General features: G+C 37.0%; 16 protein-coding genes. 14 read left to right on the forward strand and 2 right to left on the reverse strand.

The window, feature by feature from the left end; translation table 11 throughout:
- Positions 1–2 precede the first annotated feature (2 nt).
- The 3 genes from uvrC (at position 3) to GL301_RS04365 (ending at position 3,436) form a co-directional block, all read left to right on the forward strand.
- The gene (gene uvrC / locus GL301_RS04355; RefSeq protein WP_010958818.1) at positions 3–1,103 is read left to right on the forward strand and encodes an excinuclease ABC subunit UvrC; all 1,101 of its coding nucleotides are present in this window, start codon (positions 3–5) and stop codon (positions 1,101–1,103) included.
- 169 nt (positions 1,104–1,272) lie between these two features.
- Positions 1,273–2,715: an amino acid ABC transporter substrate-binding protein/permease gene (locus GL301_RS04360; protein WP_009917534.1), complete on the forward strand. Its 1,443-nt coding sequence runs from the start codon at positions 1,273–1,275 to the stop codon at positions 2,713–2,715.
- A complete protein-coding gene (locus GL301_RS04365) occupies positions 2,708–3,436 on the forward strand; it encodes an amino acid ABC transporter ATP-binding protein (RefSeq protein ID WP_003724779.1) in 729 nt (242 codons plus the stop codon). Before GL301_RS04360 ends, GL301_RS04365 begins: the two co-directional genes overlap by 8 nt.
- A gap of 47 nt (positions 3,437–3,483) precedes the next feature.
- On the opposite strand, the gene GL301_RS04370 is transcribed toward GL301_RS04365, so the two are convergent.
- Positions 3,484–5,331 (reverse strand): amidase family protein, encoded by a 1,848-nt coding sequence (locus GL301_RS04370; protein ID WP_070298296.1) that lies wholly within the window; start codon positions 5,329–5,331, stop codon positions 3,484–3,486.
- Positions 5,332–5,897: 566 nt separating this feature from the next.
- On the opposite strand from GL301_RS04370, the gene GL301_RS04375 reads away from it, so the two are divergent.
- The 8 genes from GL301_RS04375 to GL301_RS04410 all read left to right on the forward strand — a co-directional run bounded on the left by GL301_RS04375 (position 5,898) and on the right by GL301_RS04410 (position 11,816).
- A complete protein-coding gene (locus tag GL301_RS04375; RefSeq protein ID WP_012681186.1) occupies positions 5,898–6,044 on the forward strand; it encodes an Lmo0850 family protein in 147 nt (48 codons plus the stop codon).
- A 219-nt stretch (positions 6,045–6,263) separates the two neighbouring features.
- Entirely contained in the window at positions 6,264–7,022 is a 759-nt protein-coding gene (locus GL301_RS04380) for a hypothetical protein (RefSeq protein WP_003724782.1), read from the forward strand.
- 79 nt (positions 7,023–7,101) lie between these two features.
- Positions 7,102–7,656 carry an efflux SMR transporter transcriptional repressor SugR gene (gene sugR, locus GL301_RS04385; RefSeq protein WP_003724783.1) on the forward strand — a complete coding sequence of 185 codons (555 nt, stop codon included), beginning with the start codon at positions 7,102–7,104 and terminating at the stop codon, positions 7,654–7,656.
- Positions 7,657–7,672: 16 nt separating this feature from the next.
- Complete coding sequence (gene sugE1, locus GL301_RS04390) at positions 7,673–8,014, forward strand: quaternary ammonium compound efflux SMR transporter SugE1 (RefSeq protein WP_003736027.1); 342 nt, start codon at positions 7,673–7,675, stop codon at positions 8,012–8,014.
- 2 nt (positions 8,015–8,016) lie between these two features.
- Positions 8,017–8,337, forward strand: a complete 321-nt coding sequence (gene sugE2, locus GL301_RS04395) for a quaternary ammonium compound efflux SMR transporter SugE2 (RefSeq protein ID WP_003724784.1) — start codon at positions 8,017–8,019, stop codon at positions 8,335–8,337.
- 149 nt (positions 8,338–8,486) lie between these two features.
- Positions 8,487–9,599, forward strand: coding sequence for a D-alanine--D-alanine ligase (locus tag GL301_RS04400; protein ID WP_003724785.1), 1,113 nt, complete (start codon positions 8,487–8,489; stop codon positions 9,597–9,599).
- 63 nt (positions 9,600–9,662) lie between these two features.
- Positions 9,663–11,036, forward strand: a complete 1,374-nt coding sequence (locus GL301_RS04405) for a UDP-N-acetylmuramoyl-tripeptide--D-alanyl-D-alanine ligase (protein ID WP_003741833.1) — start codon at positions 9,663–9,665, stop codon at positions 11,034–11,036.
- A gap of 66 nt (positions 11,037–11,102) precedes the next feature.
- On the forward strand, positions 11,103–11,816 hold the full coding sequence (locus GL301_RS04410) for an alpha/beta hydrolase (RefSeq protein WP_003724787.1): 714 nt from the start codon (positions 11,103–11,105) through the stop codon (positions 11,814–11,816).
- An 11-nt stretch (positions 11,817–11,827) separates the two neighbouring features.
- On the opposite strand, the gene GL301_RS04415 is transcribed toward GL301_RS04410, so the two are convergent.
- A complete protein-coding gene (locus GL301_RS04415; RefSeq protein WP_003724788.1) occupies positions 11,828–12,853 on the reverse strand; it encodes a LacI family DNA-binding transcriptional regulator in 1,026 nt (341 codons plus the stop codon).
- Positions 12,854–13,096: 243 nt separating this feature from the next.
- Between GL301_RS04415 and GL301_RS04420 the strand changes: the two genes are divergently transcribed.
- Genes GL301_RS04420 through GL301_RS04430 form a run of 3 tightly spaced genes read left to right on the forward strand, consistent with a single transcriptional unit; the run spans position 13,097 to position 16,111 of the window.
- On the forward strand, positions 13,097–14,416 hold the full coding sequence (locus GL301_RS04420) for an ABC transporter substrate-binding protein (RefSeq protein WP_003724789.1): 1,320 nt from the start codon (positions 13,097–13,099) through the stop codon (positions 14,414–14,416).
- A complete protein-coding gene (locus GL301_RS04425) occupies positions 14,413–15,291 on the forward strand; it encodes a carbohydrate ABC transporter permease (RefSeq protein ID WP_003724790.1) in 879 nt (292 codons plus the stop codon). Before GL301_RS04420 ends, GL301_RS04425 begins: the two co-directional genes overlap by 4 nt.
- Positions 15,278–16,111 (forward strand): carbohydrate ABC transporter permease, encoded by an 834-nt coding sequence (locus GL301_RS04430; RefSeq protein WP_003724791.1) that lies wholly within the window; start codon positions 15,278–15,280, stop codon positions 16,109–16,111. The genes GL301_RS04425 and GL301_RS04430 overlap by 14 nt, the downstream gene beginning before the upstream one ends.
- Positions 16,112–16,122: the final 11 nt, after the last annotated feature.

Here is a 16,122-nt window from a genome sequence, read left to right on the forward strand (position 1 = left end):
CTTTGGACGATAAATTACAAAAGAAATTGACCTTATTACCTGAATCACCAGGTTGTTATATTTATAGAGATGAAAATAATGAAATTCTTTATATTGGTAAATCTAAATGTTTGAAAAACCGTGTAAAGTCTTATTTTCATAGCAAACAAATTGGGAAAACTGCAAGACTTGTTAGGCAAATTCGAGATTTAGAATTAATTATTACAACCTCCGAAAAAGAAGCTTTACTACTCGAAATGATCTTAATTCAAAAATACCAGCCACCTTTTAATATCCAGCTAAAAGAAGGAACGAGCTACCCATATATCAAAATTACGAACGAAAAAAATCCGCATATCGAAGTTGTGTTTGAAGTAAAGCGAGACGGCGCGCATTATTTTGGTCCTTATCCAGGTCGTTTTTCCGCAAGACAAACGGTGGACCTAATTGAAAAATTGTTTCCACTTTGTCGATGTGACGGTAAGCCAGGACGACCATGTTTGTACTACCATCTTGGATTATGCTTAGGTCCATGCCAAGCCGAAATTGATCCGGCAGTTTATAAAAAACAGATCCATAAAATTAGTCGTTTTCTTGAAGGCGACGTGAAAAATGTGAAGGATAAACTACTGGGGGACATGTTAACTGCAACCGAAAATCTTGAATTCGAAAGGGCGGCAGAACTTCGAGATAAAATACACGCTATTAATGAGACAATCGAAAAGCAACATATTATTTTTCCTGGCCTAAAAAATCGGGATATCATTGGTTGCTATGAACAAGATAACCATTTAAGTGTCTTCGTTTTCTTCGTTCGAAATGGCGCAATTAATGGAAGTAAATGGCACGTTTTCCAAATTGAAAAATCCCTTCAAGAAGATTTAGCCAAATTTCTCAATCAATTTTATGAAGATCCTAACAACATTCGACCAAAAGAGTTGTTAATCGCTGAAAAAATAGATAAGAGCTTACTGAATGAGCAGCTTAGAAAAGCTTGTTTATTTCCACAAAAAGGCGGTAAAAAGAAACAAGTAGACCTGGCTATCGAAAATGCGAAAAGTGCTTATATTGCATACGCAAAAATGAAAGAATATGATTTTGAAAAGCAAATAACCAATCAGTAGAAGCTAATTCATAAGGGTTAGCTTCTTCTCTTTGTTGTGTTGAAAATCTTATCTTAAATAACTATGGTCAATAACCTACCCTTATGGTAAAATCTTACGAGTACGGAAAAAATTTATGCTACATAAAACATTTAATTAAAGTTAAACACATATAGAGGGAGGACACAATATGAAGAAATTTTCACGCTTCATACTAATGATGGCAATCGCTTGTGTTGCCGCATTTATTTTCACAGGAAACGGGTTAAATGCAAAAGCTGCGGAAGAAACTTACTTGATTGGAACAGACACAACCTTTGCACCTTTTGAATTTGAGAAAGATGGAGAACATGTCGGAATTGATATGGACATCCTAAAAGCAATTGCAAAAGATCAAAATTTTAAATATGAAATTAAAGCAATGGGATTCAATGCAGCGGTACAAGCACTAGAAGCTAACCAAGTAGACGGTGTTATCGCTGGGATGAGTATTACAGACGAACGTAAGCAAAAGTTTGATTTCTCCGATCCATACTTTGATTCTGGTGTCGTTATGGGGATTTTGAAAGATAACGACGAAATCAAAACTTACGACGACTTAAAAGGAAAAAAAGTAGCTGTTAAAACAGGTACAGAAGGTTACGCCTTCGCAGAAAAAATCAAAGATAAATACGACTTTGATATTGTTGTGTTTGACGACTCAGCTCAAATGTATGACGATGTTAAAACAAGAAATTCTGTAGCATGTTTTGATGATTATCCCGTACTAGCTTACGGTGTTCAAACAGGTAACGGCTTAAAAATTGTTACTGAGAAAGAAAAAGGAAACTCCTATGGTTTTGCTGTCAACAAAGGCAAAAACCAAGAACTTTTAGAGAAATTCAATGCTGGATTAGTTAATATTAAAGCAAGCGGCGAATATGAAAAAATTTTAAAAAACTATTTAGGTAAAAATGCGATTAAAGAAAATACAACTGAAAAAGGCTTTATGGGAATTATTAAATCTTCTTGGCCAGCACTATTATCCGGTTTGTGGTTGACGATTAGATTAGCCGTAGTTTCGCTAATAATCGCCTTCATTATTGGGATTACATTCGGATTTATGAAAGTGAGCAATAGCAAAATCTTGCGCGGGATTGCGACTGTTTATGTCGATATCTTCCGTGGAACACCATTAATTGTACAAGCATTCTTCTTCTACTTTGGTATTCCAGCAGCACTTGATTTCAGGATGCCTGTATTCTTAGCCGGGGTTATCGCGCTAAGCTTGAACGCCGGTGCCTACATGGTCGAAATCGTTCGCGGTGGTATTCAATCAGTCGACAAAGGACAAATGGAAGCAGCAAGAAGTCTTGGTTTACCACATAAAAAAGCTATGATGAAAGTTGTTCTACCGCAAGCAATTCGAATGATGATTCCATCCTTTATTAACCAATTTGTTATCACGCTTAAAGATACATCAATTATGTCGGCCATTGGACTCGTCGAACTAACACAATCGGGTAAAATCATTATGGCGCGTACATTCGAAAGTACTTGGACATGGCTAATCATCGGAATTATGTACCTTATCGTTATTACCATTTTAACGAAAATATCCGATCGTTTAGAAAGGAGATTACGAAATGACTAAACTTAAAGTAACTGGACTGAAAAAGAGTTTTGGCGCAAATGAAGTCTTAAAAGGCATTGATATAGAAGTAAAAGAAGGCGAAGTAGTTTGTGTCATCGGACCTTCTGGATCTGGTAAAAGTACATTTCTTCGTTGTATGAATAACTTGGAAGAAATTACTGCTGGCGAAGTAGTGGTCGATGATTTTAATATTACGGATAAAAAAGTGGACATCAATAAAGTTCGCGAAAATATCGGCATGGTTTTCCAACATTTTAATCTTTTCCCGCATTTGTCTGTTTTAGAAAATATCACATTAGCACCTGTTGAATTGAAAAAAATGGATAAAGAAGCCGCGAAAAGTAATGCTTTACGTTTATTAGAACAAGTTGGCTTACGAGAAAAAGCAGAAGAATTTCCTAATCAACTGTCTGGTGGACAAAAACAACGGGTGGCGATTGCGAGAGCACTTGCAATGGATCCTGATATTATGTTGTTCGATGAGCCAACGTCAGCGCTTGATCCAGAAATGGTAGGGGAAGTTTTAGGCGTTATGAAAGAATTAGCTAAAGGCGGCATGACGATGATGATTGTTACACACGAAATGGGTTTTGCTCGTGAAGTTGGCGACCGAGTTATCTTTATGGATGGTGGCTATATTGTTGAAGAAGGCAAGCCGGCTGATATTTTTGATAACCCAACCAACGAAAGAACGATTAGTTTCTTAGATAAAGTATTATAAACAAAAAGCAAGATGACTTTGGAATTTCCAAAAGCATCTTGCTTTTTTTACTTTAAATTAGGACTTTTTCTGTTTTTCGATTGTTGTTCATAGGAATACCCCATATTTAATAAGGTTGTATCACTATTTCTAGCTGTAATAAAAGTTAAGCTAATCGGTTGATTTGTTTCTTCATCATAGCCAGCTGGGATAGTCAGTTCTGGGTTTCCTGCAATGGGTGCTTGAAACGTCACGGAACCTCCCATGCCAATTGTTACGACCGCATCCAGTTTATCTTTTTGAAGCATAGAGTCAAGTTCGTTTTGCGCCTCCTGAATCAAATTACTCGCCAAACTGTCTGCTTGTAGCTTCGTAGTTGTGCTTTGTTGTGATTTGACAAGTTCGGATTGGCCGTATTTCATATTTCTCGCTGGGTTGGTCTGATTAAATTGAATAATTGATTCTAACGTCGTCATGGGAGCGTTGTTCACATTCAAAAACTGATTCAAATCATGTTTAAAGTCAGCATTTAGTAATAAGGCATAATCAGTATCTAACTGTTCAAATTCACCTACTGCAACACCTTCAATGATAATAGCACCTGCTTTTTTCAAATCATATTTTATTTTTTTTATAACTGCTGTTTCTTCATTGCTTTCGCCATCCGCTAAAAGACCGATACGTTTACCTTGAAGAGAATCCGTAGAAAGCGGTGGATTGGAAGTAGTATTTATTAGAGCATTTGTCGTCAAATAGGCATCATTAACAGTTCTTGTTAGTGGTCCGGGTGTATCAAATCTGCTTGATAAGGGAATAATACCTTTGTTATTTATTAAACCTTGAGATGGCTTATACCCAACAGCAGATTGAGCAGACGCAGGTATAATAATCGAACCATTTGTTTCTGTACCGATTGCAATTGCTGCAAAATCACTTGTTGCTCCAGTAGCGGATCCAGAACTCGAACCAGAGGGATCCAAGTCCGACGAATAAGGATTTTTGCTTTGGCCTTTTTTACCTGAGTAGCCGTTTGGAAGTTCTTCGTCCATTCCAGCTGCCCACTCAGACATATTGGTTTTTCCGAGAATTAAAGCACCATTTGCTTTTAGATTTTCAACAATTGTAGCGTCCTCCCCGATTACCCAATCTTTTAAAGCAACAGTCCCAGCACTTGTGGGGAGTTCTTTTGTGCCGATGTTATCTTTTAAAAGGACTGGCATACCGTATAAAGCAGATTTGTTGGCTGAATTATCTTTATCTAGTTGTTCTGCCTCCGCAATAATAGTGGGGTTGATTTCGGTTATTGCATTTAGAGTTAGGCCATTTTGGTCATATTTCTTGATTCGATTTAAATAAATACCGGCTAATTCTTTGTAGCTAAGTTGTTTTGTCGCAATGAGTTGTTGGAGTTTTGTAACATCAGCACCAATGATAAGTGGTTCTTTTGCTTCAAGAACAGCCAAATCTAACTTATCTAATTGATTATTAATCGGCGTCATAATACGCGCTTTTTCATAAATGGGACTAGATGAATCTTCTTCTTTTTCCGGTTTGCTTGGTATTGGTTTTACTGGTTTAATGTCCTGTTTTTTTGGTGGTGCTTTTTCTGGTTTCAGTTTAATTTCGGTTTTTTTTTTGAGCGAACTTTGGAAAGCTCGGTCGTCTATACCTTCGACTTGTAATTGCTTACCTCCGAAGTTTTTTTCTAAATGGGAGTTCTCTTTATTTTTGCCAAGTGTTAATTTGTTTGGTGGTTGTTTTGGTTTTTCATTTTTTGTGGTTGGTGGCTTTTTTTTAGAAACAGCACTTTTATTTTCTGATGTAGTAGTTTGTTGACTCGTAAAGAATACGTAGCCACCGACGATACTAAAAACTGTACAAACTGCGGTGATTGTTAATAAAATGCGTCTTTTCATGCGATTCCTCCGATGTTTAAATATGTAATTTAATTATATAGCATCAAAAAAAGTAAATCAGTGACAATTTTGTGAAAACTAAAAAATTTTTTAAAAAGGGCTTATTTAAGCAATGAATTGGAACCAATAGTAGCCGTTTTTAAGTGTTTTTTCTTAGATATGACTTCTTTGAAAAAGAGGAAATGGCATTATAACAATGACTTGAAAGTAAATAATGGTTCAGTGATTGTAAAACTTCATAAAAAAGACACAATTCCAATAAAATTTACCAATTAAACGCCTATTTCTTGGGATTTTATTTTATACTAAAAAGGAAACACCTTTACATATTTGCCCTGAAATGATTATAAAAGCATAGCTGAAGTATAGATTTTTGGTGTTTTTCTTTATATTAACTGGAAAATAACTAAAAAAATTCGGGTTTCAAACGCTTTCTTGAAAAAAAGAGAAGATAATGGTTAGTTTTTTAATTAATAGGGTATTCTTAGTAAAGAGAATATGTTAAAGTAAGGAAAGAGAGAAAAAATAAAAGAATGAAAACAAATTTTGAAGATGGAGTGATGAGTTTGGATAATAATCAAAAAGACTTGAATCAAGTAATTCGTCAGCTCAAAGAAAAAGGAATAGTAGTTGAAAAAACAAAATCACGAAAAGATATTTGGAAAGCGGTTAGTAATAAAGCGATGCCGAATATGACACTTCGATTGCAGTAAATCGAAAAGTGGAGTTTTTATGTGATATTTTGTGAGGCTTTGAAGTAAAATGACTCAAAGCAGCATGATTTACATATAAAATAACTTCACTTTTTTTCTTTGTCATAAATTAGTCATTAAGTTTTGATGTTTCTGTTATCCTTTTTACGCAAAAATGTTGTATGATGGAATGGAAGGCTTTTGTCATAGAAGAAAATAGAAATAGAGTGAGGCATATACATGAAAAAAGAAGCGGTTAACCAACAATCTATTTATGTGCATATTGATCATGTTATTAATAATGTGGCGACAAGCGGCATTTCTTTTTGTGATTTCTTAAATGGCGTGGGACAGCCCCCTGAAAATATTTTGTTAATTAAGCATAATATTGAAGACGCATCCTACAATGCACACACAGCTTTTCACTACTTAGAGCCAGGCGATTTAGCAAATATTTCCAAAGAGAATTTTAATCCACTGTGTTGGATTGATTTTGAAGATGTAGAACTTTTGAACCAACTAACCCCACAAGAAGTAGCGGAAATGCTTTATCTTGCACATACTGGGCGTCATTTGCGCTCACCATTTTATTATAAATTACAAAATAATTTTGTTTACTTAACTAGGGAAGACGGTCGTTACAATAAAGTATATTATCGGAATCTTAATCATTTTTATATGTTACTAAGTTACGTCATTGCACGTAAAACGGCAGAACTAGTTAATGAGAAGGGTATTTTTTCGTTTGGTAAGAAAAAATATGTTGCGGAGCCGCCAGTTGAACTTTTGAAAAAAATGGCAGATCATTTTAAAGACGGTGCTTGTATTGCGCTCGATGATGTCGTGAGAACGCGCACACAAATCGAAGTACCAATTGGGCATGGACTCACAGAAGAAATGACAGAACTAGAAATCTCTTCTAAGATTTATTATGAAGAAGAAGTTGCAAAATTAGTGTATGATTTAAAACAAAATGAATGGAAATATATCGAAAAATAAAAAATCAAACTTTTTCCTTTACGTTTGGTTTTTTATTTGTTAAAATTTAACTAATGAACGTTAGTTAGGAGGGTGCTTTATGACGAAAAAGCTAATCAAAGAAGTCGCATTAACTCTTTTTGCAGAAAAAGGCTATGATGGAACAGCGCTTTCGGAAATCGCGAAAGCTGTTGGAATTAAAACACCATCGTTATATGCCCATTTTGCATCAAAAGAAGCCCTATTTTTAGAAGTTTATCAAGATAGTATTCAGATGGAATTAACAGAACTAGGGAAAGTAGCAGAGCGAGATGATTTGGTTGGGGAAAAGAAGCTACAATCTATTTTCTTTGTAGCGACAGATTTTTCTAGCAATCCTGATGAAAAGAAATTTTTCCAGCGTGCCGTCTTTTATCCACCTAAGTCGCTTTTTCAAGAATTAAAGGAAGAAACAAAGACATATGAACAACTGACGAATCGGATATTACGCGAAACGTTAGAAAAAATAGTATCCGAAGAAGCACTTGTAAGATGGATGCACGTTTTTTATGCACTTCTTGATGGACTGAGTGTGGAACACGGCATTTATGATGAAACGGAATTTGAGTTGCGAAGAAAATCTGCTTGGGCAGTTCTCGCAAGTTTACTCAAATGAATTGGAGGTAAGGAAATTGGCTTGGTTTTATTTAATTATGGCAGGATTATCAGAAATTGTTTGGGCTTTTGGACTAAAAGAATCGCATGGTTTCACGATGTTAGGGTGGAGCCTTTTGACGATAGCATTTTTGATAGTTAGTTTTGGTTTGTTTTCGATTTCCATGAAGTCCATTCCAATTGGGACGGCGTATGCGGTTTTTACTGGAATTGGGGCTGCTGGGACAGCGATTATTGGGATGATTTTCCTTTCAGAAGGTGTTTCTTTTTGGAAGATCGTTTCGCTTATCGTATTATTAACAGGGATTATTGGTTTGAAATTAGTGGACGGCAATGAGTCTGAAAAGGAGGCTAAATAACGATGGATTGGATATTTTTACTCGTAGCAGGTTTATGCGAAATGGTCTTCGTTGTCATGCTAAAATTATCAGATGGCTTTAAAAAGGTTGGATATGCGATACTGACGATTATTTTTATGTCTGCAAGTTTCTTTTTACTATCCCTCGCGCTTAAGACGATTCCAATCGGTACAGGTTATGCGATTTGGACCGGAATTGGTGCCGTTGGTAGTGTGACACTTGGAATGATTGTTTTTAAAGAACGTAAAAGTGTCGGCAAATTGCTCTTTATTACGATGATTATTGCCGGCGTGGTCGGTTTGAAATTAACATCTGGTGTTTAATATTTTAGGTTGAAAAAGTCCTTTTTGGAATAAGCGTGCACGGTTCTTATTTAAAAAAGAAGATTTTTTCAACCTATTTTTTAGTTATACCTTTTCATCCTGTCAAAACATGGTAAAATAGATAAAGCGAATAATGACGGAGGGGTATTATGAAAACCAAATTAATTTTGTTATACGGTGGGAAATCTGCTGAACACGAAGTTTCCTTACAAACAGCATTTTCAGTTATCAATGCTTTGGATTTAGAAAAATTCGAAGCTGCGCCAATATATATTACGAATGAAGGTGAGTGGATTCAAGGACCACTTCTTTCTGGGAAGTTAGATTTTGTTGAACAATTACGTTTTTCGGCTACAGATACAATAAAACTTGCAACAACTGAATCAGAAAAATCAGAAGGGGAAGCGATTAGCCCGGCCGTTTTAGAAGCAGACGGACAAGAGACAGTCGTATTCCCGCTTTTACATGGTCCAAACGGAGAAGATGGCACTGTTCAAGGATTGTTCGAAGTATTAAACATTCCATATGTTGGTAACGGGGTCTTGGCATCTTCTGCTGCAATGGACAAAATCGTGATGAAGAAAATCTTTGCAGATGCTGGAATCCCGCAAGTTCCAGCAGTTGCTGTTCGATTAATTGATTGGAAGAACTATCAAGCGGAAATGGTTGCGGAGATGGAAGAAGTACTTACCTATCCAGTTTTCGTAAAACCAGCAAACCTTGGTTCGAGTGTTGGTATTAGTAAGGCAACGAACAAAAAAGAATTAGCGGACGCAATGACAGAAGCATTTTTATATGACCGTCGTGTGGTTGTTGAACAAGGTGTTGTTGCGCGCGAAATCGAAATGGGCGTACTTGGAAATGATACGCCAGTTTGCTCTGTTCCGGGTGAAATTTTGCCAGAAGGTGCAGTTGCTACGTTTTACGATTACAAAGCAAAATACCAGGATAATAATACTGCGTTAATTATTCCGACTGAAGTAGATCCGGAAATCTTGGAACAAATGAAAGAATATGCGGTTCAAGCATTCCTAGGGCTTGATGCAAGCGGACTAGTGCGAGCGGACTTTTTCTTAACGGAAGATAATCAGTTATTCTTAAATGAAGTGAATACAATGCCTGGTTTCACACCGTACAGCATGTATCCTCTTCTTTGGCAGGAAACGGGCTTACCGTACGGAGCGTTAATTGAACGATTAGTCGATTTAGCGAAAGAACGCCACGCAGCCAAAAATGCACTTAAATATAAATTAGAAGACTAAAATAAACAAGAAAGCAGTTTTCATATGCGGAAGCTGCTTTTTTATGGAAGAGAGAGATTTAATTTGAAAAAAACAGTAGGCGAAGTAGTAGCAATGTTAGATAGTTCCATCCATGTAGATGCATTTCGCGATGTCGTCATTACTGGCGTTTGTTTTGATACAAGGCAAATAAAGTCAGGGGATTTATTTGTTCCATTTGTTGGGAATGTACGCGATGGACATGAATTTGTGAGTCAAGCGCGAGAAATGGGTGCAGTGGCTACTTTCTGGCAAAAAGATGTACCCAATCCACCGAAGGATTTCCCGGTTATTTTAGTAGAAGATACTTTGCTCGCACTTCAAGAATTAGCGGCGAAATATATCCAACAAGTAAAGCCAAAAGTTATTGCGATTACCGGAAGCAATGGTAAAACGACGACAAAAGATATAATGGCAGCGATTGTAGAAACAACGTACAAAGTGCATTATACTGGTGGGAATTTTAATAATCATATCGGCTTACCGTACACCATTTTAACGATGCCAGAAGATACCGAAGTTGCTGTACTTGAAATGGGCATGAATCATCGTCATGAAATCGAAGTGCTTTCCAAAATTGCCAAACCCGATATCGCGATTATTACGAATATCGGCGAGGCGCATATTGAATATCTTGGTTCGCGTGAAGAAATTGCCAAAGCAAAACTGGAAATTACTGCCGGGCTTAATCCAAGCGGGATTTTAATTTATCCGCACGAAGAAACTTTGCTGCTAGGAAATATTAATGGCGATTTCAGACAACTTACTTTTGGTAAGTCGGAAGCTGCGGAAATTTATCCGTTAGAAATTCGTGCGGAAGCGGAAGGCACTTCTTTTATAACTAATTGGGAGCCGGAGCTAGAAATTTTTGTCCCTATTATTGGTGAACATAATGTTTTCAATACAATGGCGGCGATGCTTGCGGCAAGAGAAATTGGAATTGAAGGTGAAAAAATTCAATCTGCGCTGAAAAATATGGAACGTTCTAAAAGTCGTTTAGAATGGATTACAACGAAAAGTGGCGCGCGTATTTTGAATGACGCTTATAACTCTAGTCCAACAGCATTAAAAACGGTTTTAAAAACATTTATGCATATGGATTCGAGCGGCAAACCTAAATATTTGGTCCTTGCTGATATGTTGGAACTTGGAGATTTGTCGACAAAGTTACATCAAGAATCAGCCGAAGTATTAGAAAAGGGTATGATTGAGAAGATTTTCTTGTATGGTGAGGCGATGAAAGCTTTTGGTGACATAGCGGAAGCCAAAATTGGTCAGGGAAAAGTTCATCATTTTAACACGAAAGAATCGCTTGAGACGGCGCTTCTTTCAGAAATGAATGGAAATGAATGGATACTGGTCAAAGGTTCTTACGGAATGGGCTTGAAAGATGTGGTAGAAAATCTTATTATTAAGTAACGACTAAAATTGGACAGAACATATTACCGCTTAATTGGTAATAATTTGGACAGGAGGAAAGGCATAATGGTTGCTTGTTTGTGTATTCATGGTTTTACTGGTTCGCCGTCCGAGGTGAAGCCACTCGCTGACTATTTGCGAGAGCATACAGATTGGGATGTTTTAGCACCCACATTACCTGGCCATGATCACCTGCGCCACTTAAAAAATGTGACGTATAAAGATTGGATTGTTTTTGTAGATAGTATTTTAAGCCAAATGCTAAAAGAAGACGATGAAGTATATATTATTGGTTTTTCCATGGGTGGACTGCTCGCTGGATGGCTCGCGAGACATTATCCGGAAGTAAAAAAACTAGTACTTCTGAGCACAGCCGTAAATGCAATGGAATGGCCGCAACTTGTCGAAAATTCCAAGCAAGTATTAACGGAAGCAAAAGAAGTAACGCTCAAAAACAGCCCGATGTTCAAACGTTATCAAAAGAAAGTAACGGAAACGCCTTGGACTTCCACGCTACAATTCAAAAAAATGGTAGCTTTAGCAAAGCCGGTTTTTGAGCATATTGAAATTCCAACTTTTATTGCACAAGGCAGTGCCGACCAAGTAGTTCCTGCTGAAAAAAGTGTTAATTTCTTAATGGAAAGTATTCCTGGTCCAAAAGAATTATTTATATTAGAAGGTTCGAAACACGTGATTTGTCAGGACGAACAAGCGGACAAATTATTTGCAGCTGTTTTAACATTTTTGCAAAAAGATGTCGCTGTTTTAAATGCTCAATAAAGAAAACCGATTCAGCTTTCACTCGCTGAATCGGCTTTTTTGTTTTCACCAACAGAATCTCGGGCTATTAAATTAGTAGCAAGCGCCAGATGAACAAACCCTTCATCTGGTTTTCTTATGCGATTATACATGAGTTCGACAGCCTTCTCACCCATATAGCTTAGGTTGGTACACATTGTAGTTAGCTGTGGATTGCTTAGTACAGTAAACTCGGTATTATCAAAGCAAATAATCGATAAGTCATTAGGGATATTATAGCCTTTTGATTGCAAGTAAGTATTGAGAATAAACCCAAGTCCTGAGTTGACACAAAACCAAGCAGTAGGGAGTTCGTCCAGTTCATCTAAAGTTCTATATAATGTCGTTTGTTCTTCTTTGATACGAGTGATGGCGTATTTTTCGTTAAAAGGAATGTGATAGTAGTGCAAAGCTTTTTTGTATCCTTCTAGCCGCTCTTCATAACTTGGAGAGAAAGTAACATCACCGAGAAAACCGATTTTCTGATGCTTATTTTGAATTAAAAATTCTACAGCCATAAAAGCGCCATCTTTATTTTGACTGATAACCGCGTCGGCTTTTAGATGCGGATCATGATGATCTATAAGCACAACGGGCATGCCGAGATCGATAACTTTTTTACTATAATCCGTGTTTATATGCGAAAGTAAGAAAATCCCAGTCCAGTTCTCGCTTGTGAGCTGCTCTGGTAATTGATTAGTAGACGCTTCCTCATCCGTAACTGGAAAAATAATAAGTTCGGCTTGGTGAGCGATAATGCTTTGTTTCATATTATCGATAATTTCGCCAAAAAAACTGCGCTGCGAAAGGGCGAAAGAAGTTGCTAAAAGCGCAAATTTTTCTTTCACAACCTCACGCGCGATTTCTCTTTTATATTTATAGCCTAGCTCATCTGCCATCTTAAAAACGGCTAGTTTAGTTTGTTCGCTAACCCCATTTTTATTGCCTAAAGCTTGCGAGACTGAATTCTTGGTTATATTTAGCCTGTCAGCAATATCCTGCATCGTAACTTTCTTCATGGTTCCCCTCCGTTTTCCTCTATTTATTCTATTATAGAAGTAAATTCACAAAATAGCAAAAATTTTATAATTAAAAAGTAATGTAGAAAGTAATTCTATTCATTTTTGTTTTATGGGTAAATTAACCTCAATTTTATTAGGTTTTATAAAAGTAATTATTGACATTACAAAAATGTAATGTGATAATGTAATCGTAATCAAGCGCTTACAATTACAAAAAGTGGAATTAGGAGGATTATTGATATGAAGATTAGAAAAATTGCTATTGCAGCTCTTAGTGTTGTGGTTGCTGGGTCATTACTTACTGCTTGTGGTGGTGGAAACAGCAAAAGTGACGATAATGGTAAAACAAAAGTAACGTTTTGGGCAGCTCCAAATCCAACGCAAGTAAAATATTGGGATGAAATGGCAAAAGCTTATGAAAAAGAAAATCCAGATGTAACGATTGAAGTTTCCCAAATGAAAGAAAGCCCATCTTCGGAAGCAACTATCCAATCAGCTATTGCCTCTAAAACGGCACCAACCATGTCTGAAAATATCAATCGTAGTTTCGCTGCACAATTAGCTGACAGTAAAGCGATTGTCCCTTTGAACGATGTAAAAGGACTTGATGATGTTGTCAAAGAACGAAACATGAGCGAAACAATGGATTCTTGGAAATTCTCTGACGGAAACCAATATGTGCTACCAGTTTACTCCAATCCAATTCTTTTTGCTTGGCGTTTAGATACACTGAAAGAACTTGGCTATGATGCACCGCCAAAAACATATAGTGAAGCGCTTGAAGTTGGTAAAAAATTAAAAGCGAAATATCCAGACAAAGTTCTTTGGGCAAAAGGTGATTTATCTGATCCAACTGCTTGGATGCGCTGGTTTGATTTCTTCCCACTTTATGATGCAGCTTCTAAAGGAAATGCATTTGTAGAAGATGGCAAATTAGTAGCAGACGATAAAGCTGGAACAGAGTTATTAACATTTATGTCCGAATTGCAAAAAAACAAATTACTTCTTGCAAGTAAAGCAACAGATCCATTTGAAACTGGAACAAGCATCATGGCAGATAATGGCCCGTGGACTTTCCCTAACTGGGATGAAAAATTCCCGGAACTTAAATATAACGAAAACTATGCAATCACAGCGCCACTAGTACCAGATAACATGGCGAATGAAGAAAATGTTGCTACATACGCTGATTCGAAAGGCGTTGTAATGTATGCACAAGCGACAGATAAAGAAAAAGAAGCAGCAATGGATTTCTTGAAATTTGTTTATAACGATGACAAAAATGACTTGAAATTCTTAGAAACAACTAACTTAATTCCTGCGCGTGATGATGCAACAGAAAACGAAACTTTCACAGCATTCTTTAAAGAAAATCCAGAACTCGAAGTTTATGCAGCTAATGTACCATATAGTATCCCTGCGATGGATGACGCAAAATATAATGATATTCAACAAATCATTGGTGAAGAAGCGTGGAATCCGATTGTACGCGGGGAGAAAAAACCTGCTAAAGCTTGGTCAGATATGAAGAAAGCGGAGGACGGGGTGCTTCAAGAATGAAGCGGCGAAATAACAAATTGGGCTGGTCATTTACCAGCCCGTATCTCATATTCACTGCGATATTTTTCTTAGTACCGCTTGTTTGGTCGATTTGGTTATCTGTAACTGATTGGAACATGATGAGTCCGGAAATTAATTTTGTTGGCTTTGATAATTTTATTAAAGCGTTTACTAGTCCAGCAGTTCAAGCAGCCTTTTTTGTTACTTATAAATTTTTGATTGTTTTTGTTCCTATGGCGTTAATTATTTCGATGATTGTCGCGGTATTAGTGAACGGCTTGCCGAAATTTAAAGGACTTTATCTGGTTGCGTTTTTCCTACCGTATTTGTCTTCAGGCGTTGTAACTTCGCTTATTGTGCAAGGGTTACTTTCATACAATAGTGCGCTGAATGTGTTTTTACGCGGGCATTTTGGTTGGGATATCGATTGGCTCGGGACACCAATGTCGGCGCTCGTTATTATTTCACTGATGATAGCTTGGAAAATGTCTGGTTACTATGCGCTCATTTTAATTTCTGGACTTGCTAGCATTAATCATGAAATTTATGAAGCTGCAGCAATGGATGGTTCTGGTAGATTTAGAACATTTTGGAAAGTCACTGTTCCGATGCTATATCCAGCTTTATTTACCGTAATTGTTTTAGCGGTAGGCGTTAGTTTTGGGATTTTCACCGAAGTTTACCAATTGACTGGTGGTGGACCGAACTTTGCAACAAATACATGGCAAATGGAAATTTTTAACCAAGCATTCGTTAACTTGAATTCTGGTTATGCTTCAGCGATTTCTCTAATGGCTGCTACTGTAACATTTGCATCGATTGGTGTTATTAAGAAAATGCTTGAGAAATGGGGTCAAAGAAATGGTTGGACATAATAGTAAAGCGGGTAAAATTGTTCGCTATATACTGACAACATTACTTATGCTAGTCATGATTTATCCTTTTATTTATTTAGTATTAAACTCATTTGCTGCTTGGGATCAGGTAGATAAAAAGTTGATTCCTACAGAATTCACTACTCGTTCGTGGGATTGGTTATTTGGTAATTCAGTTGTTGCGGCACCGGCGCCGTGGATTCATGCGTTTATTAATACAATTATTGTTTCCACCATTGCGACAGGCTTGATGTTGCTTTTCGGCCTAATGGTAGGCTACGCACTAGCAAAAGTGGATTTTAAGGGCAAGAAAATTGTTAATAATGCGATTTTATTTCAAATGTTTTTCCCGGCAATCATCTTGCTGATTCCGCAGTTTTTAATGATTACGGACTTTGGTTTATTGGATACCTATGCGGGAATGATTATCCCGACTATGCTTAGCTTATGGGCTGTATTTATGTATACCAACTTTTTCAAAGCGATTCCAGATACATTAATTGAAGCTGCCAAACTGGACGGGGCGAGTGATTTGAAGATTTTGTTTCGGGTTGTGCTGCCAATGTCTAAATCAATTACGACCGTTATTTTCTTATTCCTTTTCACAGACAGATGGACGAATTTACTTTGGGATATGCTTGTAACGAAGAGTGATGGAACGGTCACATTGAATGTGCTAATCTCGCAAATGTTTGGACCATATGCAACCTATCCTGGGCCAATGTATGCGGCATCTGTGTTACTAACACTTCCACTTATTATCTTGTTCTTATTCTTCTCGAAGAAATTCCAAGAAGGAATGCAATTTACTTTGAAATAAAAGGAGCGACT

It is taken from the genome of Listeria sp. LM90SB2, assembly GCF_028867355.1.
Lineage (GTDB): Bacteria > Bacillota > Bacilli > Lactobacillales > Listeriaceae > Listeria > Listeria monocytogenes_B.